Annotated in this window: 18 protein-coding genes, 1 pseudogene and 1 riboswitch; of the genes and pseudogenes, 8 read left to right on the forward strand and 11 right to left on the reverse strand. The window is 71.4% G+C overall.

Annotation, left to right across the window (positions count from 1 at the left end; translation table 11 throughout):
• The 5 genes from ABZ818_RS16695 to kdpF all read right to left on the reverse strand — a co-directional run bounded on the left by ABZ818_RS16695 (position 1) and on the right by kdpF (position 6,207).
• A complete protein-coding gene (locus ABZ818_RS16695) occupies positions 1-1,551 on the reverse strand; it encodes a glycoside hydrolase family 43 protein (protein WP_361414911.1) in 1,551 nt (516 codons plus the stop codon).
• Between the two features lie 136 nt (positions 1,552-1,687).
• Positions 1,688-2,320 carry a potassium-transporting ATPase subunit KdpC gene (kdpC, locus tag ABZ818_RS16700; RefSeq protein ID WP_361414868.1) on the reverse strand — a complete coding sequence of 211 codons (633 nt, stop codon included), beginning with the start codon at positions 2,318-2,320 and terminating at the stop codon, positions 1,688-1,690.
• A 5-nt stretch (positions 2,321-2,325) separates the two neighbouring features.
• Positions 2,326-4,449: a potassium-transporting ATPase subunit KdpB gene (gene kdpB, locus ABZ818_RS16705; RefSeq protein ID WP_361414870.1), complete on the reverse strand. Its 2,124-nt coding sequence runs from the start codon at positions 4,447-4,449 to the stop codon at positions 2,326-2,328.
• Positions 4,449-6,110: a potassium-transporting ATPase subunit KdpA gene (gene kdpA, locus ABZ818_RS16710; protein WP_361414872.1), complete on the reverse strand. Its 1,662-nt coding sequence runs from the start codon at positions 6,108-6,110 to the stop codon at positions 4,449-4,451. Before kdpA ends, kdpB begins: the two co-directional genes overlap by 1 nt.
• A gap of 7 nt (positions 6,111-6,117) precedes the next feature.
• Entirely contained in the window at positions 6,118-6,207 is a 90-nt protein-coding gene (gene kdpF / locus ABZ818_RS16715) for a K(+)-transporting ATPase subunit F (RefSeq protein WP_009326374.1), read from the reverse strand.
• Between the two features lie 317 nt (positions 6,208-6,524).
• Between kdpF and ABZ818_RS16720 the strand changes: the two genes are divergently transcribed.
• From ABZ818_RS16720 to ABZ818_RS16730, 3 genes are all read left to right on the forward strand, one after another.
• Positions 6,525-7,082 (forward strand): hypothetical protein, encoded by a 558-nt coding sequence (locus ABZ818_RS16720; protein WP_361414875.1) that lies wholly within the window; start codon positions 6,525-6,527, stop codon positions 7,080-7,082.
• 240 nt (positions 7,083-7,322) lie between these two features.
• Positions 7,323-9,272 (forward strand): amino acid transporter, encoded by a 1,950-nt coding sequence (locus ABZ818_RS16725; RefSeq protein ID WP_361414877.1) that lies wholly within the window; start codon positions 7,323-7,325, stop codon positions 9,270-9,272.
• 66 nt (positions 9,273-9,338) lie between these two features.
• Positions 9,339-9,734 (forward strand): helix-turn-helix transcriptional regulator, encoded by a 396-nt coding sequence (locus tag ABZ818_RS16730; protein WP_141362976.1) that lies wholly within the window; start codon positions 9,339-9,341, stop codon positions 9,732-9,734.
• A gap of 10 nt (positions 9,735-9,744) precedes the next feature.
• Here the strand turns inward: ABZ818_RS16730 and ABZ818_RS16735 are convergent.
• A pseudogene (locus tag ABZ818_RS16735) lies at positions 9,745-10,217 on the reverse strand (molybdopterin-dependent oxidoreductase).
• A 207-nt stretch (positions 10,218-10,424) separates the two neighbouring features.
• Here ABZ818_RS16735 and modA point away from each other — a divergent pair.
• From modA to ABZ818_RS16755, 4 genes are read left to right on the forward strand one after another with little or no spacing between them, the layout of a single operon-like run.
• The gene (gene modA, locus ABZ818_RS16740) at positions 10,425-11,249 is read left to right on the forward strand and encodes a molybdate ABC transporter substrate-binding protein (protein ID WP_361414879.1); all 825 of its coding nucleotides are present in this window, start codon (positions 10,425-10,427) and stop codon (positions 11,247-11,249) included.
• A 23-nt stretch (positions 11,250-11,272) separates the two neighbouring features.
• Positions 11,273-12,088, forward strand: a complete 816-nt coding sequence (modB, locus tag ABZ818_RS16745) for a molybdate ABC transporter permease subunit (protein WP_361414913.1) — start codon at positions 11,273-11,275, stop codon at positions 12,086-12,088.
• Between the two features lie 49 nt (positions 12,089-12,137).
• On the forward strand, positions 12,138-13,229 hold the full coding sequence (locus ABZ818_RS16750) for an ABC transporter ATP-binding protein (RefSeq protein ID WP_361414881.1): 1,092 nt from the start codon (positions 12,138-12,140) through the stop codon (positions 13,227-13,229).
• A 59-nt stretch (positions 13,230-13,288) separates the two neighbouring features.
• Positions 13,289-13,708, forward strand: a complete 420-nt coding sequence (locus tag ABZ818_RS16755; RefSeq protein ID WP_361414883.1) for a TOBE domain-containing protein — start codon at positions 13,289-13,291, stop codon at positions 13,706-13,708.
• A gap of 62 nt (positions 13,709-13,770) precedes the next feature.
• Here the strand turns inward: ABZ818_RS16755 and gcvP are convergent, their stop codons facing one another.
• Entirely contained in the window at positions 13,771-16,656 is a 2,886-nt protein-coding gene (gcvP, locus tag ABZ818_RS16760; RefSeq protein WP_361414885.1) for an aminomethyl-transferring glycine dehydrogenase, read from the reverse strand.
• Positions 16,657-16,832: 176 nt separating this feature from the next.
• Positions 16,833-16,927, reverse strand: a riboswitch (glycine riboswitch).
• Positions 16,928-17,040: 113 nt separating this feature from the next.
• Here gcvP and ABZ818_RS16765 point away from each other — a divergent pair.
• Positions 17,041-17,424: a PRC-barrel domain-containing protein gene (locus tag ABZ818_RS16765; RefSeq protein WP_361414887.1), complete on the forward strand. Its 384-nt coding sequence runs from the start codon at positions 17,041-17,043 to the stop codon at positions 17,422-17,424.
• On the opposite strand, the gene ABZ818_RS16770 is transcribed toward ABZ818_RS16765, so the two are convergent.
• From ABZ818_RS16770 to ABZ818_RS16785, 4 genes are all read right to left on the reverse strand, one after another.
• Entirely contained in the window at positions 17,334-18,773 is a 1,440-nt protein-coding gene (locus ABZ818_RS16770) for a DNA polymerase IV (protein WP_361414889.1), read from the reverse strand. The genes ABZ818_RS16765 and ABZ818_RS16770 overlap by 91 nt on opposite strands.
• 150 nt (positions 18,774-18,923) lie before the next feature.
• Entirely contained in the window at positions 18,924-19,607 is a 684-nt protein-coding gene (locus ABZ818_RS16775; RefSeq protein ID WP_361414891.1) for a MerR family transcriptional regulator, read from the reverse strand.
• A gap of 191 nt (positions 19,608-19,798) precedes the next feature.
• Positions 19,799-20,272 (reverse strand): bifunctional nuclease family protein, encoded by a 474-nt coding sequence (locus ABZ818_RS16780; RefSeq protein ID WP_037684412.1) that lies wholly within the window; start codon positions 20,270-20,272, stop codon positions 19,799-19,801.
• Between the two features lie 83 nt (positions 20,273-20,355).
• Positions 20,356-21,090, reverse strand: coding sequence for a MerR family transcriptional regulator (locus tag ABZ818_RS16785; RefSeq protein ID WP_361414893.1), 735 nt, complete (start codon positions 21,088-21,090; stop codon positions 20,356-20,358).
• Positions 21,091-21,097: the final 7 nt, after the last annotated feature.

The following is a 21,097-nucleotide window of genomic DNA, read 5'->3' on the forward strand; positions in this document are numbered from 1 at the left end:
TCAGCCGCCGACGGGTCGGCGCGGACGCCGCGGCTGGTAGTCGAACCAGTCGAAGGCCGCGCTGCCCTCGGTGACGTACATGCCGATCACCCGCCCGGTGAAGCCGGCCGCGACCTGGGTGGACAGATAGCGCCCGTCGAGTTCGGCCAGCGCCAGCGTGCCCGCCGGGCCCTCGGCCGAGAAGGCGATCACGTCCGGGCCGGCCGCGCGGACCCCGGTCGCCGCCCGCACGCCGGTGGCGGGCCGGTCCGGAGCCGTGACCGTGGGCGGAGGCACGTCGTCCGTGCGGATGTCCACGACCAGGGTGAGCGGTCCGGGCGGCACCGGGTGCTCCGCGATCCGCTGCCGCAGCGGCCCGATCCGGGCGACCACGCCCACCACTCCCCTGCCGATCTCCACGTCGTAGTGGTGCGCCTCGTCCAGCCGGACGGACAGGCCGGCCCGGCCCGAGCCCGCCTCGACGCGCGCGGCCACCCGGCAGTCGGGGTGCTGCTGTCGGCGTCCGACGAAGGTGTGGCCGGGCCGGTCGAGGCTGTCGCCGGTCGCGTGCAGCGTCAGCCGGCCGGGGTGTTCGCTCAGCGACCAGGTGCCCTCCGGCCTGCTGCGCGGGGAGATCCAGACCGGCGCCAGGGACGGCGCGTCGAAGTCGTCCCTGTCGAGCTGCGGCGGCAGGGGGTGCCAGGCCGCGGGCGCCGGATGCCGCTCGCGCACCGGGCCGACCCGCGGCCACCCGTCCACCCACTCCACCGGGGTCAGGAAGGTCTCCCTGCCGAGCACGTGGAACTCCGGGAACCATCCCCCGGGGCGGGTGCCGAGCAGCACCATCCACCAGGTGCCGTCGGCCGCCTGCACCAGGTCGGCGTGGCCCGTGCACTGGACGGGCAGGTCGGTGCCGCGGTGGGAGAGGACCGGGTTGTCCGGAGCGGGTTCCCAGGGGCCGCGCGGGGAGCGGGCGCGGGCGATCGAGACGCCGTGGCCGTGCCCGGTGCCGCCCTCGGCCAGCATGAGGTACCACCAGGCGCCGATCCGGTACAGGTGCGGCGCCTCCGGGTGCTGAAGCCCCGTCCCCGACCAGGCCGGCAGCGGCCCTTCCAGGACCTTGCCGGTCGCCGGGTCGATCCGGGCCACCCGCACCCCGGCGACGGCGCACCAGCAGGAGCCGTCGTCGTCCCAGGCGAGGTCGGGGTCGATCCCGGGGAGGTCGATCCAGACCGGGTCCGACCAGGGCCCCCGCGGATCCTCGGCGCTGACCAGGAAGGTGCCCCCGGCCGCGACGTTGGTGGTGATCACGTAGAAGCGGCCGTCGTGGTGGCGGATCGTCGGGGCGTAGATGCCGGCGGAGGCGGGCAGGTCGTCGGGCAGCTCCAACTGCCCCGGCCGGTCCAGCACGTTGCCGATCTGCCGCCAGTGCACCAGGTCGCGGCTGTGGAACAGCGGGACCCCGGGGAAGTACTCGAAGCTGGAGCACACCAGGTAGTGGTCCTCACCCACCCGGCACACGCTGGGATCGGGGTGGAAGCCTCCGATCACGGGGTTCTCGTACGTCCGCACGGCGGTCGGTCCCTTCACTTCCCGTCACCCCTCGCTGAATCCCCGAAACTTTCGCCTCTGACGGCGAACCTTCCGGAGCCGCACTGTAGGTGCGGCTCCGGAAGGCGACAAGGGTGCGCGGGGCGCGGGCGCGCCGTCAGCGGCCCGTGGTCAGTTCCCTGAGCGCGACGTTGAGTTGGAGGACGTTCACCCGCGGCTCGCCGATGAAGCCGAGGGTGCGGCTCTCGGTGTGCTCCCGCACCAGGTGCTCGACCCGCGCCACGGACACGTGGTTGCGCTCCGCCACCCGGTGCGCCTGGAGCAGCGCGTACGCCGGGGAGATGTCCGGATCCAGACCGGAACCCGAGGAGGTCACGGCGTCGGCCGGAACCTGGGAGGGCTTCACCTTGTAGTCGGACGTGGAGTTGACCCTGACCACCTCGGCCCGGGCCTGCTCGATGGCCTTGACCAGCTTGGGGTTGTCGGCGGCGAGGTTGGTGGCGCCGGAGAGGATCAGCTTGTACTGGGTGTTCAGGGTGTTCGTGCCCAGCCCGGCAGCCGGGCGCGGCTGGAAGTAGTCGAGGCCGTAGTGCTGTTGCCCGATCAGGGAGGAGCCCACGACCCTGCCGCTCTCCCTGACCTCCGAGCCGTTCGCCCTGTGCCCGAGGAAGGCCTGGGCCACGCCCGTGACTACGAGCGGGTAGACGACGCCGGTGAGCAGGGTCAGCGCGAGCAGTGCCCGCAGGCCCGCCGCCAGCAGACGGCCGGTGTTCGCGAAGGACTGGTTCATGTGCGTCAGCCGATCCCGGGAATCAGGGAGATGATCAGGTCGATGAGCTTGATCCCGACGAAGGGCGCGATCAGCCCGCCGAGGCCGTAGACGGCGAGGTTGCGGCGGAGCATCCGGTCCGCGCTCGTCGGCCGGTAGCGCACACCCCGCAGGGCGAGCGGCACCAGCGCGATGATGACCAGCGCGTTGAAGACGACCGCGGACAGGATCGCCGAGTCCGGAGAGGACAGCTGCATGATGTTCAGCTTGTCCAGACCCGGGTAGACCGCGGCGAACAGGGCCGGGATGATCGCGAAGTACTTCGCCACGTCGTTGGCGATGGAGAACGTCGTGAGCGCGCCGCGGGTGATCAGGAGCTGCTTGCCGATCTCGACGATCTCGATCAGCTTGGTCGGGTCGGAGTCGAGGTCGACCATGTTGCCGGCCTCCTTGGCGGCCGACGTACCGGTGTTCATCGCCACGCCGACGTCGGCCTGGGCCAGCGCGGGCGCGTCGTTGGTGCCGTCACCGGTCATCGCGACCAGCTTGCCGCCGCTCTGCTCGCGCCTGATCAAGGCCATCTTGTCCTCGGGCGTGGCCTCGGCGAGGAAGTCGTCGACACCGGCCTCGTCCGCGATCGCCCGGGCGGTCAGCGGGTTGTCGCCCGTGATCATGACGGTTTTGATGCCCATCCGGCGCAGTTCGGCGAAGCGTTCCCGCATGCCGTCCTTGACCACGTCCTTGAGGTGGATGACGCCCAGGACCCGGGCGCCGTCCTGGTCCTGCGCGGCGACCAGCAGCGGCGTGCCGCCGGCCGCGGAGATCTCCTTCGAGAGGCGGTCGGCGTCCTCGGCGATCCGCCCGTCCTGCTCCTCGACCCAGGCGATGACGGATCCCGTCGCGCCCTTGCGGATCCTGCGGCCGTCCACGTCCACGCCGGACATCCGGGTCTGGGCGGTGAACGCGATCCACTCGGCTCCGGCCAGTTCGCCCTGGTGCCGCTCGCGCAGCCCGTACTTCTCCTTGGCCAGCACCACCACGGAGCGGCCCTCGGGCGTCTCGTCGGCCAGCGAGGAGAGCTGGGCGGCGTCCGCCAGTTCGGCGGCGGTGGTACCGCGCACCGGGACGAACTCCGCCGCCCGGCGGTTGCCGAGGGTGATCGTGCCGGTCTTGTCCAGCAGCAGCGTCGACACGTCGCCGGCGGCCTCCACCGCCCGTCCCGACATCGCCAGCACATTGCGCTGGACCAGCCGGTCCATGCCCGCGATGCCGATGGCCGACAGCAACGCGCCGATCGTCGTCGGGATCAGGCAGACCAGCAGCGCGACCAGCACCACCATGGTCAGGTGCGTGCCCGCGTAGTCGGCGAACGGCGGCAGTGTGGCGCAGGCGAGGAGGAAGACGATCGTCAGCGAGGCGAGCAGGATGTTCAGCGCGATCTCGTTGGGCGTCTTCTGCCGGGCGGCGCCCTCGACGAGGCCGATCATCCGGTCGATGAAGGTCTCACCGGGCTTGGTGGTGATCTTGATGACGATACGGTCGGACAGCACCCTGGTGCCCCCGGTCACCGCGGACCGGTCGCCGCCGGACTCGCGGATCACGGGCGCCGACTCGCCGGTGATGGCCGACTCGTCGACCGAGGCGACGCCCTCGACGACGTCCCCGTCGCCGGGGATGACGTCGCCCGCCTCGCACACGACGAGGTCGCCGACGTGCAGCTCGGTGCCGGGGACCTCGGTCCCGTCCACCCGGTGCGCCACGGTGTCGGTCTTGGCCCGGCGCAGGGTCTCCGCCTGCGCCTTGCCACGGCCCTCGGCGACCGCTTCGGCGAGGTTGGCGAAGACGACGGTCAGCCACAGCCAGGCGCTGATCGCCCAGCCGAACCAGTCGCCCGGCCTGGTGAGGGAGAAGGCGGTGGTCAGCAGCGAGCCGATCCACACCACGAACATCACCGGTGACTTGACCATCACCCGTGGATCGAGCTTGCGGAAGGCGTCGGGCAGCGACCTGACCAGCTGCCGGGCGTCGAAGAGACCGGCACCGACCCGGCTTGGGCCGGACGGGTGCCCGGTGGGCACGTCGCTGTGCGGTGCCCGGGTCCTGGTGACTGCGGACATGGAGTCCTCGTGGTTCTGTGTGGAAGTGGTCATCACGCCAGCCCCTCGGCGAGCGGGCCCAGTGCGAGGGCCGGGAAGTACGTCAGACCGACGACGATCAGGACGGCGCCCACCAACATGCCGGTGAACAGCGGTTTCTCGGTGCGCAGGGTGCCCGCGGTGACCGGCACCGGCTGCTGCGCGCCCAGGGAGCCGGCCAGGGCGAGGACGAACACCATGGGCAGGAAGCGGCCGAGCAGCATGGCGAGCCCGGTCGTGGTGTTGAACCAGTCGGTGTTGGCGTTCAGGCCGGCGAAGGCCGAGCCGTTGTTGTTCGCGGCCGAGGTGTAGGCGTAGAGCACTTCGGAGAATCGGTGCGCGCCCGGGTTGAGCGCCGAGTGCGGCGGGGTCGGCAGGGCCATCGAGAAGGCACTGAACACCAGCACCAGCGCCGGGGTGATCAGGATGTAGACGGCGGCCAGCTTGATCTCCCGGGAGCCGATCTTCTTGCCCAGGTACTCGGGTGTGCGCCCGACCATCAGACCGGCGATGAAGACCGCGATGACGGCCATGATCAGGATGCCGTACAGGCCGGAGCCGACTCCGCCGGGCGCGATCTCGCCGAGCATCATGCCGAGCATCGCGATCCCGCCGCCGAACCCGGTGAGCGAGGAGTGCGCGGCGTCGACGGCGCCGGTCGAGGTGAGCGTGGTCGACGCCGCGAAGATCGAGGAGGCGCCGATGCCGAACCGGACCTCCTTGCCCTCCATCGCGCCGCCCGCGATCCGCAGCGCGCCTTCGTGGTGGGCGAACTCGCTCCACATCATCAGAGAGACGAAGGCGAGCCAGATGGTGGCCATCGCCGCGAGGATCGCGTAGCCCTGCCGAACCGAGCCGACCATGACGCCGAACGTCCGGGTCAGGGCGAAGGGGATCACCAGGATCAGGAAGGTCTCGAAGAGGTTGGAGAACGGGGTCGGGTTCTCGAAGGGGTGGGCGCTGTTGGCGTTGAAGTAGCCGCCGCCGTTGGTGCCCAGTTCCTTGATGGCCTCCTGGGAGGCCACCGCGCCGCCGTTCCACTGCTGCGCGCCGCCGAAGAACTGGCCGACCTCGTGGATCCCGGAGAAGTTCTGGATCACCCCGCAGGCCACCAGCACGACCGCGGCGACCGCGGCCAGCGGGAGGAGGATGCGCACGGTGCCGCGCACCAGGTCGGCCCAGAAGTTGCCCAGTTCACCGGTGCGGGACCTGGCGAAGCCGCGCACCAGGGCCACGGCCACCGCCATGCCGACGGCGGCGGAGGCGAAGTTCTGCACGGCGAGACCGGCGGTCTGCACCACGTGCCCCATGGTCTGCTCGCCCGCGTACGACTGCCAGTTGGTGTTGGTGACGAAGGACGCGGCGGTGTTGAAGGCCTGGGCGGGGCCGACGGACCGGAAGCCGAGCGAGAGCGGCAGCACGCCCTGGATCCGCTGGAGCAGGTACAGGAAGAGGACACCGGCCAGGGAGAAGGCGAGCACGGCGCGGATGTACGCGGGCCAGCGCATCTCCGCGTCCGGATCCGCGCCGACGGCCCGGTAGATCCATCTCTCGACCCGCAAGTGGCGCTGCGCGCGGTAGACGCCGGCCATGTAGGTGCCCAGCGGTACGTAGGCGAGCGCCAGCGCGGCCATGAGAGCGAGCAACTGGAGCACTCCGGCGAGTACGGGACTCATACGCTGCTCAGAACCTCTCCGGGAAGATCAGGGCGAGGACGAGATAGCCCAGCAGGGCGACGGCCACGACCAGGCCGACGACGTTCTCGGCGGTCACAGCTTCGTCACCCCCTTGACGGCGAGGGCCACGAGCGCGAACACCGCGAGCGTGACGACGACGAAGGCCACATCGGCCATCGCGAACTCCTGGAATGAGAGACGAACGGACATCGACGATTCGAGGAAACGACCTCCTCTGCCCGATTCCGACCACCGTTGACGGCTCTCATACGGCGGCACACCCACCCTTGACGGACCCCTGACGACGCGCCACCCGGCCGTGTCGGCGGAGTGTCGTCAAGAACCGGCCCGGCCGCGTCAGGGGGGTGTCAAGGGCAGGTGCCGAAGCCCTCGGCGGGCTCTAACGTCGAGCACATGGGACACCGCGACGACGAGCGAGCCGGCACCGATCCGGTGAAGCGGGAACCCGGCCACGAGGCCCGCACCCATCCGTGGGCGCGGGAGCTGCGCACCTCGGTCGGCTGCTCCGTGGCGCTGCTCGCCCTGTTGCTCCTGATCGACTGGGGCACGGGCAGCCTCACCTGGTGGCGCGGGGTCCTCTGGTTCATGCTCGCGGTGCTGCTCTTCGTGGTGCTGTGCCCACCCCGCGTCCGCGCCGGCCGGGGCTGGATCGCCTCCCGGTCGCTGCTGCGCAGCCGCCTGGTCCGTACCGACCTGCTGGTGTCGGTGCGCGCGGTCGACGGTGTCTGCCGGCGGCTGGTGCTGCTGGACTCGCTCGGCGGGAGGGTGGAGCTGGATCCCGAGGTCCTGGTGGACCATCCCGACGTCTGGTACCGCCTCGACGAGGACGCCCGGCACTGTGTGGCGACGGGCAGGCTCCAGTGCGGGACGGACGAGCTGCGCGACATCTCCGAGCAGGTGGACCGGGAGACCGCACTGGCGGTGTTCCGGGTCTCGGGACTGGAGTCATGACGCTGGGTGTCCGCCCCGGGCTCCGCCGCCGTGTCTCCCCCGGATGGCCGAAGGTGCGGTGAAGCCTGCGTGTCCGCTGGTCATGAAGTGACGTCGGGGTCGTCACGGCCGCTCTTGACAGAAGATTGACGCCTGCTCACCCGGGTACTCGTCTGCCCCTGCGTTACTCTCCGCATACCCTGGTGACCCGTCCGCGTGACGGCCCGGTCCGCACGCGAGCCACACCTCAGGAGCAGGGGCATGGCGACCACCGAGCACCCTCCCAGTCGTCTGCGCGCCTGGATGCTGGAGGGCCTGTCCGACATGGGCAAGGGCATTCAGCAGGCCCCGCACGCCCTGCCGGAGCCCCCGCACAAGGGACAGCGGTGGTGGAGGGTGATGTGCCTGACCGGCGTGGACTACTTCTCCACGCTCGGATACCAGCCGGGCATCGCGGCGCTGGCGGCCGGGCTGCTGTCGCCGATCGCCACCCTCGTGCTGGTCGTCGTCACCCTCGCGGGTGCCCTGCCGGTGTACCGCAGGGTGGCGGCGGAGAGCCCGCACGGCGCGGGCTCGATCGCGATGCTGGAGCGGCTGCTGTCGTTCTGGCAGGGCAAGCTGTTCGTGCTGACCCTGCTCGGCTTCGCCGCCACCGACTTCCTGATCACCATGACGCTGTCGGCCGCGGACGCCTCGACCCACCTGGTGGAGAACCCGCACCTGACGGCCGCGCTCCACAGCCACCAGATGCTGATCACGCTGCTGCTCATCGCGCTGCTCGGCGCGGTCTTCCTCAAGGGCTTCGTGGAGGCGATCGGCGTCGCCTTCGTCCTGGTCGGGATCTATCTTGCGCTGAACGCCGTCGTGGTGGCCGTCGGTCTGTGGCACGCCCTGACCGCCGGCCATGTGGTCACCGACTGGACCAGCGCGCTGACCGCCCAGCACGGCAATGTCTTCCTCATGGTCGGCGTGGCCCTGCTCGTCTTCCCCAAGCTCGCACTCGGCCTGTCCGGCTTCGAGACCGGCGTCGCCGTCATGCCGCACGTGCGGGGCAACCCGGACGACACCGAGGAGCGGCCCACCGGCCGGATCCGGGACACCAGGAAACTGCTCACCACGGCCGCGCTGATCATGAGCTGCTTCCTGATCGCCACCAGCTTCATCACCACGCTGCTGATCCCGGCGCCGGAGTTCAAGGCCGGCGGCCAGGCCAACGGCCGTGCTCTGGCCTATCTGGCGCACGAGTACCTCGGCAACACCTTCGGCACCGTCTACGACGTCTCGACCATCCTGATCCTGTGGTTCGCGGGCGCCTCCGCGATGGCCGGGCTGCTCAACCTGATGCCGCGGTACCTGCCCCGCTACGGAATGGCCCCGCACTGGGCGCGGGCGGTCCGCCCGATGGTCATCGTCTTCACCCTGATCGGCTTCCTGGTCACCTGGATCTTCGACGCCAACGTCGACAAGCAGGGCGGCGCGTACGCCACGGGCGTGCTCGTGCTGATCAGCTCCGCGGCGATCGCGGTGACCATCGCCGCCCGCAGGGCCGGCCAGCGCAAATGGACCATCGCGTTCGGGGTCATCTCGGCCGTGTTCCTGTACACGACCGTCGTCAACGTCATCGAGCGTCCCGACGGTGTGAAGATCGGCGCCTGCTTCATCGCCGGGATCATCCTGGTCTCGCTGCTGTCGCGGCTCGCGCGCTCCTTCGAACTGCGGGTGACGAACGTGACGCTGGACGCCATGGCGGAACGGTTCGTCAGAGACATCGCCAGCCGCAAGATCCGCTTCATCGCCAAGGAGCCCGAGCGGCAGGCCAAGTCCGAGTACCGCGACAAGATCGAGCAGATCCGCAGCGACAGCGACATCCCGCTCACGGAGGACTTCGTCTTCGTCGAGGTGACGGTCACCGACCCCTCGGAGTTCGAGGCCGGCCTGACCGTGCACGGCGAGGTCAGGCACGACCGGTACCGCGTGCTCGCCCTGGAGTCCGCGGCCGTCCCGAACGCCCTGGCCGCGCTCCTGCTCCACGTCCGGGAGATGACCGGCCGCACCCCGCACATCTACTTCGAGTGGACCGAGGGCAACCCGTTCGCCAACTTCCTGCGGTTCTTCCTCTTCGGCCTGGGCGAGGTCGCGCCGGTCACGCGCGAGGTGCTGCGCGAGGCGGAGCCGGACCGCGCCAAGCGGCCGCGGGTGCACACCGGCTGAGCCGCGCCCGCGAACGGCCCACCCCCAGGTCAGCCCCACGCCGTGCGCGGCTCTATCGTGACCGGCATGCAGTCCTACACGATCGGGCAGGCGGCCCGGCTGCTCGGCGTCAGCCCGGACACCGCGCGCCGCTGGGCGGACGCGGGCCGGATGGCCACCCACCGCGACGACAGCGGACGCCGGCTCATCGACGGCCGGGACCTCGCCGCGTTCTCGGTCGAGCTGGCCCGGACCGGCGGCGGCGAGGAAGGCCCCTCGTACACGTCGGCCCGCAACGCCTTCGCCGGCATCGTGACCGCCATCAAACTCGGCGACGTCGCCGCCCAGGTCGAGATCCAGGCGGGACCGCACCGCCTCGTCTCCCTGCTGACCCGGGAGGCCGTGGAGGAACTGGGTCTGGAGGTCGGCATGGAGGCCACCGCCCGCGTGAAGTCGACGAACGTGCACATCGACCGCACGTAGCAGAACCGCCTCACACCCGGGTACGCGCGCGACAGCCGCCGTCCACGCGTATCGCCCGGACACCGCTGACGTACCGCGCGCCGCAGCGGTCCTGCGGCAGGACCAGCTGGGGGCCGGCGCCGTCGAGCCGGGAGCCGTCGATGGTCACCGCGAGCAGGACCGGAGCGTCGGCGAAGTCGGGATCGATCTCGGCCCACGACAGCAGCGCGTGATGCCCGTCGGCGGCCCGTGATGCCCGTCGGCGGCCGTGACCGCGATCAGGAAGCGCAGCCGGTCCTTGCGCCGGGCCGGGTCGAAACCGGGCCCCGCCGCGGACAGCACGTCGTACTGGCGCGGTCCGGTGAACCGGTGGTGCCGCACTCCTCTGGTGGCGCAGTCGAAGGCGACTCCCACCCCGTGCTGCGGCCACCCGAGCAGATCCCGCACGGTCAGCCGGGCCGGGCGGGCGAGGTCGCCGGTCAGGTCGAGCTCCGCGGGCCTCACGGGCACCACCTCCTGAGTGTCCGTACCCGAACGGCCGCCCTGTACAAACGCACATGCAAGTCATGCGTCACGTATCGCCAGCTCGTGCAATGCAACGAGGCCCTTACACCTGGCAATTGCGGCAGTATGATCGCGGCACGGCCGTGTGAGCGGTCGTGGCAGGGCGCGACAGCTTCTTCCGTGCAGAGCCAGAGGAGTAGAACCGAGATGACCCGTTCCACGCGACGGACCAGGGTGCTGAAGTCGGGAGTGGCGGCGGCCGCGGCGTTGCTGGCTCTCAGCGCCTGCTCCTCCTCGTCCTCCGACGACTCGTCCTCGGCCGGGTCCGGCACGTCGGAGGCCGCCGCGCCGAAGCTGTCCGGCACCGTGGCCGTCTTCGCCGCCGCCTCGCTGAAGGAGAGCTTCACCACGCTCGGCAAGCAGTTCGAGCAGCAGCACCCGGGCACCAAGGTCACCTTCAACTTCGGCGGCAGCGACAGCCTCGCCGCGAGCATCACCTCCGGTGCCCCCGCCGACGTGTTCGCCGCCGCCAGCACCAAGACCATGGCGATCGTGACCGACAAGGAGGACGCGGCCGGCACCCCGGTCACCTTCGTCCGCAACCAACTCGAGATCGCGACCGCGCCGGGCAACCCGGCCAAGATCTCCTCGCTGAAGGACCTCACCGGGCCCGGCCTGAAGGTCGTCCTGTGCGACCGGACCGTGCCCTGCGGCGCCGCCGCCCAGAAGGTACTGGACGCGAGCCACCTCAAGCTGACCCCGGTCTCCTACGAGCAGGACGTCAAGAGCGCCCTGACCAAGGTCGAGCTGAAGGAGGCCGACGCGGCCCTCGTCTACAAGACCGATGTGAAGGCCGCCGCCGGCAGGGTCCAGGGCGTGGAGTTCTCCGAGTCGGCCGAGGCCGTCAACGACTACCCGATCACCCTGCTCAAGAACGCGCCCAACGCCACTGCGGCCAAGGCGTTCGTCGAACTGGTGACGTCGGCCGAGGGCCAGAAGGTCCTGACCGGGGCCGGGTTCCTGAAGCCGTGACCGAGATCGACGAGGCCCGCGCCGTGACCCGGACGAACGGGTCGCGGCGCGGCCGCGCGCTAGGCAGGGCCCCGCTGCCCCTGCTGGTCCCCGCCCTGGTCGGCCTGGCCTTCCTGCTGCTGCCGCTGATCGCGCTGCTGATCCGGGCCCCCTGGCGCAGCCTGCCGGCCCAGCTGACCAGCGCCGAGGTGTGGCAGGCGCTCCAGTTGTCCCTGGTCAGCGCCACCGCCGCCACCGCCGTGAGCCTGGTGCTCGGCGTCCCGCTGGCCTGGCTGCTGGCCCGTACGGACTTCCCCGGACGCGGATTCGTCCGCGCGCTGGTCACGCTGCCGCTCGTGCTGCCCCCGGTCGTGGGCGGTGTGGCCCTGCTGCTGGCCCTGGGGCGCAACGGTGTCGTCGGGCAGTGGCTGGACTCCTGGTTCGGCATCACGCTGCCGTTCACCACGGCCGGGGTGGTGGTCGCGGAGGCGTTCGTGGCCATGCCGTTCCTCGTGATCAGCGTCGAGGGCACACTGCGGGCCGCCGACCCGCGCTATGAGGAGGCGGCCACCACGCTCGGCGCCTCCCGCTTCACCGCGTTCCGCCGGGTCACCCTGCCGCTGATCGCGCCGGGCATCGCCGCGGGCGCCGTGCTCGCCTGGGCGCGGGCACTCGGCGAGTTCGGCGCGACGATCACCTTCGCCGGCAACTTCCCCGGCCGTACGCAGACCATGCCGCTGGCCGTCTACCTGGCCCTGCAGAACGACCCGGCGGCGGCGATCGCCCTGAGCCTGGTGCTGCTCGCGGTGTCGATCGCCGTACTGGCGGGTCTGCGGGACCGTTGGATGACGGCCTCCTGATGAATCCGCCGCCGATCCCGACCCGCCTCGTATCCAGGACGTTCACCTCATGACCGACATCGACCGGACCACCGCCGGCGTACGCGCCGAGGGCGTTCCCGGGGAGGGCCTGGACGCCCGCCTCGTCGTCGGCCGCGGCGGCTTCCGCCTCGACGTCGCGCTCACCGCCGCCCCCGGCGACGTGGTGGCACTGCTCGGCCCGAACGGCGCCGGGAAGACGACGGCTCTGCGCGCGCTGGCGGGCCTGGTCCCGCTCACCGACGGCCATCTGCGCCTGGACGGCGCCGCGCTGGACCGCACGCCGCCCGAGGCACGCCCGGTCGGCGTGGTCTTCCAGGACTACCTGCTGTTCCCGCACCTGTCGGCCCTGGACAACGTGGCGTTCGGGCCGCGCTGCCGGGGCGCGTCCAAGGCCGAGGCCCGCGCGCAGGCCGCGCGGTGGCTGGACCGGATGGGACTGGCCGACCACACCGGTGCCAAGCCCCGCCGCCTCTCCGGCGGCCAGGCGCAGCGCGTGGCTCTGGCCCGCGCCCTGGCCACCGGGCCCCGGCTGCTGCTGCTCGACGAACCGCTCGCCGCGCTCGACGCCCGCACCCGGCTGGAGGTCCGCGCCCAGCTGCGCCGGCACCTCGCCGAGTTCGAGGCCGTCGCCGTCCTGGTCACCCATGACCCGCTGGACGCGATGGTGCTGGCCGACCGGCTGGTCGTCGTCGAGCACGGCCGTGTCGTCCAGGAGGGCACCCCGTCGGAGATCGCCCGCCACCCGCGCACCGACTACGTCGCGCAGCTCGTGGGCCTGAACCTCTACCGAGGTGAGGCGGAGGGCCACTGCGTCCGCCTCGCGGCCGGTCCCGCCATCACCACCACCGAGGACCTGACAGGAGAGGTCTTCGTGGCCTTCCCGCCGAGCGCGGTCACTCTCCACCGGGACCGCCCCTCGGGCTCCAGCGCGCGCAACCTGTGGCGCTGCGAGGTCGCCGGCCTTGAGACCCATGGCGACCAGATCCGCGCCGACCTGACCGGCGAACTCGCCCTCACCGCGGACCTGACCACGGTCGCGGCCGCCGAGCTGGAACTGCACCCGGGCGCGGTGGTCTGGGCGACGGTCAAGGCGGCGCAGACCCACGCCTACCCGGCCTGAGGCACCGGCCGCCCTACGGTGGTGATCACCACGTCACCCACCCACCGCGAGGCACGCCCATGAGCCTGAGCATGCGCAACCAGTTGCCCGGCACGGTCACCACCGTCACCCAAGGCGAGGCGATGGCCCTCGTTCACGTGCGCCTGGACGGAGGCGGACAGCTCACGTCCGCGATCACCAGGGACGCCGTCGAGGACCTGCGTCTGACCGTGGGCAGCGCCGTGCGCGCCCTGGTGAAGTCGACGGAGGTGTCCCTGGCGACCGGGCCGGTCGAGGGCCTGTCCATCCGCAACCGGCTGCCGGGCACCGTCACCGGGATCGCCCTGGGCGCGGCCATGGCGTCCGTCCGGGTCGAGGTGGAGGGCGGCGAGCTGACCGCCGCGATCACCAGGGACGCCGCCACGGAACTCGGCCTGGCGGCGGGTACGCGCGTCACGGCCCTGATCAAGTCGACCGAGGTCTCCCTGGCCACCGTGTGACACGCCGGGAAAAGCCCTGGGGCTCCCGCCCGGATCGGACGGGAGCCCCATAAGCCGCTCGATCAGTCCTCGTACGCGTCCAGCGGCGGGCAGGAGCAGACGAGGTTGCGGTCGCCGAAGGCCTGGTCGATCCGGCGCACCGGCGGCCAGTACTTGTCGGCCACCGAGACCCCGGCCGGGAAGACGGCCTCCTCACGGGTGTAGCCGTGCTGCCACTCCCCGCCGAGAGCGGCGGCGGTGTGCGGGGCGCCGTACAGCGGGTTGTCGTCCGCCGGCCACTGGCCGGAACCGACCTTCTCGATCTCGGCGCGGATCGCGATCATGGCATCGCAGAACCGGTCCAGCTCGGCCAGGTCCTCGGACTCGGTCGGCTCGATCATCAGCGTGCCGGCCACCGGGAACGACATCGTCGGCGCGTGGAAGCCGTAGTCGATCAGCCGCTTGGCCACGTCGTCCACGCTCACCCCGGTCGCCTTGGTCAGCGGGCGCAGGTCGATGATGCACTCGTGGGCGACCAGGCCGCCGGGACCGGTGTAGAGCACCGGGTAGTGCGGCTCGAGGCGCTTGGCGACGTAGTTGGCGCTGAGCACGGCGACCTGCGTGGCCCGCTTGAGGCCCTCGCCGCCCATCAGGCGGACGTAGGCCCAGGAGATCGGCAGGATGCCGGCCGAGCCCCACGGCGCGGCCGAGATCGGGCCGACTCCGGTCTCGGGACCGGCGTCGGGCTGGAGCGGGTGGTTGGGCAGGTACGGCGCCAGGTGGGAGCGCACACCGACCGGGCCGACGCCGGGACCGCCGCCGCCGTGCGGGATGCAGAACGTCTTGTGCAGGTTCAGGTGGGAGACGTCGCCGCCGAAGTGGCCCGGCTTGGCGAGGCCCACCAGGGCGTTGAGGTTGGCGCCGTCGACGTACACCTGGCCGCCGGCCTCGTGGACCTGCGCGCAGATGTCGGCGACGTGCTCCTCGAACACGCCGTGCGTGGACGGGTAGGTGATCATCAGCACGGCCAGCTGCTCGCGGTACTGCTCGATCTTCGCCCGCAGGTCCTCGACGTCGATCTCGCCGTCCTCGGAGGTCTTGACGACGACGACCTTCATGCCGGCCATCACGGCGCTGGCGGCGTTGGTGCCGTGCGCGGAGGACGGGATGAGGCAGATGGTGCGCTGCTCGTCGCCGTTGGCACGGTGGTAGCCGCGCACGGCGAGCAGACCGGCCAGCTCGCCCTGGGAACCGGCGTTCGGCTGAAGGGAGACCTTGTCGTAGCCGGTGACCTCGGCGAGACGTTCCTCCAGCTCGCGGATGAGGGTGAGGTAGCCCTGCGCCTGCTCGGCGGGCACGAAGGGGTGCAGCTGCCCGAACTCCGGCCAGGTGACCGGCTCCATCTCGGTCGTCGCGTTGAGCTTCATGGTGCACGAGCCCAGCGGGATCATGCCGCGGTCGAGCGCGTAGTCGCGGTCGGACAGCCGGCGCAGGTAGCGCAGCATCGCGGTCTCGGACCGGTACTGGTGGAAGACCGGGTGGGTGAGGTAGGCGTCGTCGCGCAGCAGCGCCTCGGGCAGCGCGTCCTCGGCGGCGGCGTCCAGCGCCTCGATGTCGCCCCCGACGCCGAAGGCGGCCCACACGGCGCGCAGCCGGTCCCGGGTGGTGGTCTCGTCGCAGGCGACCGAGACGTGGTCGGCGTCGACCAGGCGCAGGTTCACGCCGCCCTCGCGGGCCGCGGCGACGACCTCGGCGGCACGCCCCTCGGCCTTGACGGTCAGGGTGTCGAAGTACGCGCCGTGCACGACCTCGAAGCCGCCGGCCTCGAGGCCCTCGGCGAGGACCGTGGCGTAGCGGTGGGTGCGCAGCGCGATGTCCCGCAGGCCCTCGGGGCCGTGGTAGACCGCGTACATGCCTGCCATGACGGCGAGCAGCACCTGGGCGGTGCAGATGTTGCTGGTGGCCTTCTCGCGGCGGATGTGCTGCTCACGGGTCTGCAGGGCGAGGCGGTAGGCCTTGTTGCCGTCGGCGTCGACGGAGACGCCGACCAGGCGGCCGGGCAGGCTGCGCGCGAACTTCTCGCGCACCGCCATGTAGCCGGCGTGCGGGCCGCCGAAGCCCATCGGCACACCGAAGCGCTGGGTGGTGCCGACGGCGATGTCCGCGCCGAGCTCGCCGGGCGACTTCAGCAGGGTGAGCGCGAGCAGGTCGGCGGCGACGGTGACCAGGGCGCCCAGCTCGTGCGCCTGGTCGATGACGGGCTTCAGGTCGCGCACGGCGCCGGAGGCGCCCGGGTACTGCAGGAGCACGCCGTTGATCTCGCGCTCGGCGATCTCGGCGGGGATGCCCGCGCCCAGGTCGGCGACGACGACCTCGACGCCGGTCGGCTCGGCGCGGGTCTCGATGACGGCGATGGTCTGCGGCAGCGCGTCCGCGTCGACCAGGAACAGGCCCTTCTTGTTCTTGCCCATGCGCCGGGACAGCGCCATGGCCTCGGCGGCGGCGGTGCCCTCGTCGAGCAGCGACGCGCCGGAGGTCGGCAGACCGGTCAGGTCGGCGACCACGGTCTGGAAGTTCAGCAGCGCCTCGAGGCGGCCCTGGGAGATCTCCGGCTGGTAGGGGGTGTAGGCGGTGTACCAGGCCGGGTTCTCCATGACGTTGCGCAGGATGACCGGCGGGGTGAAGGTCCCGTAGTAGCCGAGTCCGATCATCGAGCCGAGGACCTGGTTGCGGTCGGCGAGGGAGCGCAGCTCGGCCAGCACCTCGGCCTCGGTGCGGGCGCCGGGCAGGTCGAGCGCGTCGGCGTTCTTGATCACATCGGGCACCGCGGCGGCGGTGAGCTCGTCGAGCGAGCCGTAGCCGACCTGCGCGAGCATCTTGGCCCGCGCCTCCTGGTCGGGCCCGATGTGGCGCTGTTCGAAGGGGATGCCCTGTTCGAGCTCGGAGAGCGGAATGCGCTGGGCGGTCATTGCGGAGGCCTCCTGGTCTGACACGACCTTCGAGGGACACCCCGGCACGGGTGCCCCGACGGCCTCCCCCTCTGTCATCTCAACCTGAGAGCTTCACCGGGCCGCCCGAGGGCTCCCGGTTTTCACCGTCGGTGAGAGCGGAAGCCGTCGACAACCGCTCTGCTTTCCAGAGTGACCTCGTCCGTGCGGTACGTGGGCCTGAGAGATTCCGGGGAGGATTTGCTCCTTCGGCGCCCCCGGTGGTGCCGGAGGGCTCTCCCGCACGGGGTCAGCAGCCGTTGCCAGAGTACCAGCGGGCCGGCCGCACGGGTCTTCGAGTGGCCGCCATGCTGAATGTGCTCTTTTGTAGTGGTTACGGATGAGTTGCGACCACGTGGAGGGACAGTGCAGACGGAGATCGATCCGCGCAACCTGATCGGCCGCAAGGCGTTCGACCGCAGCGGCCACAAGATCGGCACGGTGGACGAGGTCTACCTCGACGACGCGACCGGTGTGCCGGAGTGGGCGGCCATACGCACCGGCTTGTTCTCCCGGGACGCCTTCGTCCCCCTGGAGCCCAGCGAACTGGTCGAGGGCGCCCTGCGCGTCCCCTTCGACCGCGCACTGATCAAGGAGGCCCCCGACTTCGGCGTGGGCCGCCATCTGTCCCCGGAGCAGGAACTGCAGCTCTACCACCACTACGGCCTCGACGTGGCCCCTCCGCCGACCGTTCCGGACCACCACTTCGGCAAGCTGGCAGGCTCCGGCTCGGGCCCGGACGAGAGCTGAGCCGGCGGGACCGGAGGTACCGAAGGAACCAGAGGAAGGGGCTCGGCCGGCTCCAGGTCCGGGTCGTCCATGAGGAAGGTGCGTACCCGGCCCGGCGCGGAGTCGGGGGTCTCGAAGCGCACGGTGACGCGGCCGAGGCCGCTGCCCTGCACCCATCCGTGGCCGTATCCGGCGTGCCGTACGTCGTGGCCCGCCGGCCACCGCCGCTCGGTGGGTGCCGGCTGCCGCTCGGCGGGTTCCTCCGGCCGCTCCTCGGCCGGGCCCTCCGCCTGCGCGCCCGCGGCCTGCGCGAACAGGTCCTCCTGGGTGTAGTCGGCGAGCCCGGACACGCCTACGCCGAGCAGCCGTACGCCGCCGGTGGTGTCCACGGAGTCCAGCAGCCGGGCGGCCGCCTCCCGTATCACCGCGGGGTCGTCGGTGGGTCCCCGCAAGGTCTCGGAGCGGGTCAGGGTGGAGAAGTCGTAGCGGCGCACCTTCAGCACGATGGTGCGCCCCGACAGACCGGCCCCGCGCAGCCGCCGCACGCACCGGTCGGCCAGTCGCTGCACCTCCAGGGCCACCCGGACGCGGTCGTGGATGTCCACGTCGTAGGTGTCCTCGACGGACACCGACTTCGTCTCGCGCTCGGCGACGACGGGACGCTCGTCGTGGGCCAGCGCCATCGCGTACAGCGCGTGCCCGTGCGCTTTGCCGAGCAGCCGTACGAGCTCGTCCTCGCCGGCCTCGGCGATCTCCTCGACGGTGTGGATCCCGGCCCGCCGCAGATGGTCGCCCGTGGCCGGGCCCACCCCCGGCAGGGTCCGCACGGACAGCGGACCGAGCAGGGCCCGCTCGGTGCCGGGCTCGATGAGCACCAGCCCGTCGGGCTTGGCCTGCTCGGAGCCGATCTTGGCGAGCATCTTGGCGGTGGCCAGCCCCACGGACCCCGTGAGCCCCGTGACGGTCCGGATGTCGGCACGCAGCTTCGTCCCCGCCAGCCGGGCTGACTCCGCGTCCCAGGCGGCTCCCCCGGCCTCCAGGTCCACGAACGCCTCATCCAGGCTCAGCGGCTCCACCAGGGGCGACAGCGCCCGCAGAAGGCCCATCACCCGCTCGCTGATGGAGCGGTAGAAGGCGAAGCGCGGCACGAGGTACGCGGCGTTCGGCGCCAGCCGCCTCGCCTGGGCCATGGGCATCGCGGAGTGGACGCCGAAGACGCGCGCCTCGTACGACGCCGTGGCCACCACCCCGCGCGGCCCCAGCCCGCCCACGACCACGGCCTTCCCGCGCAGACTCGGCTTGGACGCCTGCTCCGCGGAGGCGAAGAAGGCATCCATGTCGAGATGGAGGATCGTGGGTGCGGTTCTCACATCTACGATGCTGCACCACGCCACTGACAATGCCCCGGTTCCGGCGGCACCCGTACGGGCTCTCGAAGCCGGTCCGGGGGCCGAGCGGGCTGATCGGGCCGATGGGACCAGGTCGGTGGCCGAAACGACCGAAGCCGGCCGAGGGGCGGCTCAGACGGCCCGGTTGCGCCGCCGGGCGAGCTCGTCGCCCGGGTTGTGCCCCACGAGCGTCTCCCCGGTGTCGATGCGCTCACCGTGCAACTGCGACAGCGCGCTCTCCACATCGCGCCACACCACACCGACGGCGATGCCGAAGATTCCCTGGCCCCCCTGGAGCAGGGCGTGCACCTCGTCGGGCGACGTGCACTCGTACACCGTGGCACCATCGCTCATCAGCGTCATGCGCTCCAGGTCACGCAGACCGCACTCGCGCAGATGCTGGACGGCGCTACGGATGTTCTGCAGCGACACGCCGGTGTCGAGGAACCGCTTGACGATCTTCAGGACGACGACGTCCCGGAAGCTGTAGAGACGCTGGGTGCCGGACCCGTGGGCGGGACGCACGCTCGGCTCGACCAGCCCGGTGCGCGCCCAGTAGTCCAGTTGCCGGTAGGTGATGCCCGCGGCCGCGCAGGCCGTCGGACCGCGGTAGCCGATCTGCTCGGTCGCCATGGCCGCCGCCCCTCCGCTGCTCGGCACCGCCGTCGGTCGCTGCGGAGCACGACCGGCCACGCCCCTGACAGGGGGATACCCCCCGCTCGGTCGGAGCCGAGAGCTCGGGGGAGGGTACGGACCGCTTCCCCCGGCATTGCGTCCGGGGGCACCCCCAGCCGTACCGTCGCCGCTGCTTCTCACGCCGACCTCCGTCCTTGACCTGCCTCCTCGACGGTAGGCAGTCACCAGGGGTGCGTCAACGATCGCCACACTCGGCACGCCGAGTGATAATCACCCTAAGAGTGGTTTCGCGTACCCCATCGCTGGGAAAGGCTATCCGAATGCCACGGAGGGAGGCCGCAGGACCGTCTCCCGTGGCCCCTGCGGGCGCTTCACTGGCTGCTGGTGCCGAAGTCCTCAGGCGAGATCTGGTCGAGGAACTCGCGGAACTTCTCCACCTCGTCCTCCTGCTCGTCCGGGATCGCGATGCCCGCGTCGTCGAGCACCGTGTCGCTGCCGAAGATCGGCGTCCCGGTACGCAGGGCCAGCGCTATGGCATCGGACGGCCGGGCGCTCACCTCGACACCGCTGGCGAACACCAGCTCGGCGTAGAAGACGCCTTCACGCAGGTCCGTGATGCGCACTTCCGTGAGTTCCTGGCCGACCGCTTCCAGCACGTCCTTGAACAGGTCGTGGGTCAGCGGTCGCGCAGGGGCCATGCCCTGTTGGGCGAAGGCGATCGCCGTCGCCTCCCCTGGCCCGATCCAGATGGGGAGGTAACGGTCGCCTCCCACTTCACGCAGGAGCACGATCGGCTGGTTGGAGGGCATCTCGACCCGGACACCTACGACATCGAGCTCGTTCACACAGCAACCCTAGGCGGTGCCCCGACCGTTTGGGTAGTCGGGCCGGGCATGGGAGGAGGATCCAGCCGCCTCCCTGGGCCCGCTCACGGCAGCCGCACCCCCAGCGCGGTCTGGACGAGCACCGTGTGCAGCCGGACCGTGAGCTCCGCGAGCTCCTTGGCGCGGGCCTCCGCATGTGCCCTGGTCTGCGGGTTGCGATGCCGCTTGAGCGGGGCCACCACCTGCTCGACGAGCCCGGCCTCCCGGTCGGCGGCCGCCTTCATCACGCGCAGATGCCGGGGCTCGATCCCGAAACGCCCCAGCTCGGACACGAGCGAGGCCACGGTCACCGCCTCGGCGCCGTAGGCCCCGTCCGCCAACGGAGTGAGCAGCCCGTACGACTCCCACTCCTGCAGCTCCCCCTCCTCGATACCGACGGCGACGAGCAGCTCGGCCCGCTCGATCCGGGCCACTGGCGCCTCTGCCGATGCCGGTACGGCCGCGCCCTCACGCTGCCGGCCGACCGCCGGCAGGTGGACCGCCTCGCCGCGCTCCATCGCGTCCAGGTACTCGCGGATCACCTTCAACGGCAGGTAGTGGTCCCGCTGCATCCGCAGGACCAGGGCCAGCCGCTCGACGTCGCCGGTGCTGAACTTGCGGTACCCCGAGGGGGTGCGCCGCGGCTCGACGAGCCCTTCCGACTCCAGGAAACGGATCTTGGAGACGGTGACCTCGGGGAACTCGTCGCGCAGCACGTTCAGCACCGTGCCGATGCTCTTCAGCCCACTGTCCGTGGCGGCGGCGCCGTGCCCGGCGCCGCCGCTCGGTGATTGACGCATGGACCTT

The organism is Streptomyces sp. NPDC047453, assembly GCF_040643155.1.
Lineage (GTDB): Bacteria > Actinomycetota > Actinomycetes > Streptomycetales > Streptomycetaceae > Streptomyces.

Bases quoted from the DNA above. Each gene is read 5' to 3' on its own strand.
- ABZ818_RS16720 (WP_361414875.1), top strand. From the start codon at position 6,525: ATGGGACACCGCGACGACGAGCGAGCCGGCACCGATCCGGTGAAGCGG.
- gcvP (WP_361414885.1), bottom strand. From the start codon at position 16,656: ATGACCGCCCAGCGCATTCCGCTCTCCGAGCTCGAACAGGGCATCCCC.
- kdpA (WP_361414872.1), bottom strand. From the start codon at position 6,110: ATGAGTCCCGTACTCGCCGGAGTGCTCCAGTTGCTCGCTCTCATGGCC.
- kdpC (WP_361414868.1), bottom strand. From the start codon at position 2,320: ATGAACCAGTCCTTCGCGAACACCGGCCGTCTGCTGGCGGCGGGCCTG.
- ABZ818_RS16755 (WP_361414883.1), top strand. From the start codon at position 13,289: ATGAGCCTGAGCATGCGCAACCAGTTGCCCGGCACGGTCACCACCGTC.
- ABZ818_RS16730 (WP_141362976.1), top strand. From the start codon at position 9,339: ATGCAGTCCTACACGATCGGGCAGGCGGCCCGGCTGCTCGGCGTCAGC.
- modA (WP_361414879.1), top strand. From the start codon at position 10,425: ATGACCCGTTCCACGCGACGGACCAGGGTGCTGAAGTCGGGAGTGGCG.
- ABZ818_RS16725 (WP_361414877.1), top strand. From the start codon at position 7,323: ATGGCGACCACCGAGCACCCTCCCAGTCGTCTGCGCGCCTGGATGCTG.
- ABZ818_RS16750 (WP_361414881.1), top strand. From the start codon at position 12,138: ATGACCGACATCGACCGGACCACCGCCGGCGTACGCGCCGAGGGCGTT.
- ABZ818_RS16785 (WP_361414893.1), bottom strand. From the start codon at position 21,090: ATGCGTCAATCACCGAGCGGCGGCGCCGGGCACGGCGCCGCCGCCACG.
- kdpB (WP_361414870.1), bottom strand. From the start codon at position 4,449: ATGACCACTTCCACACAGAACCACGAGGACTCCATGTCCGCAGTCACC.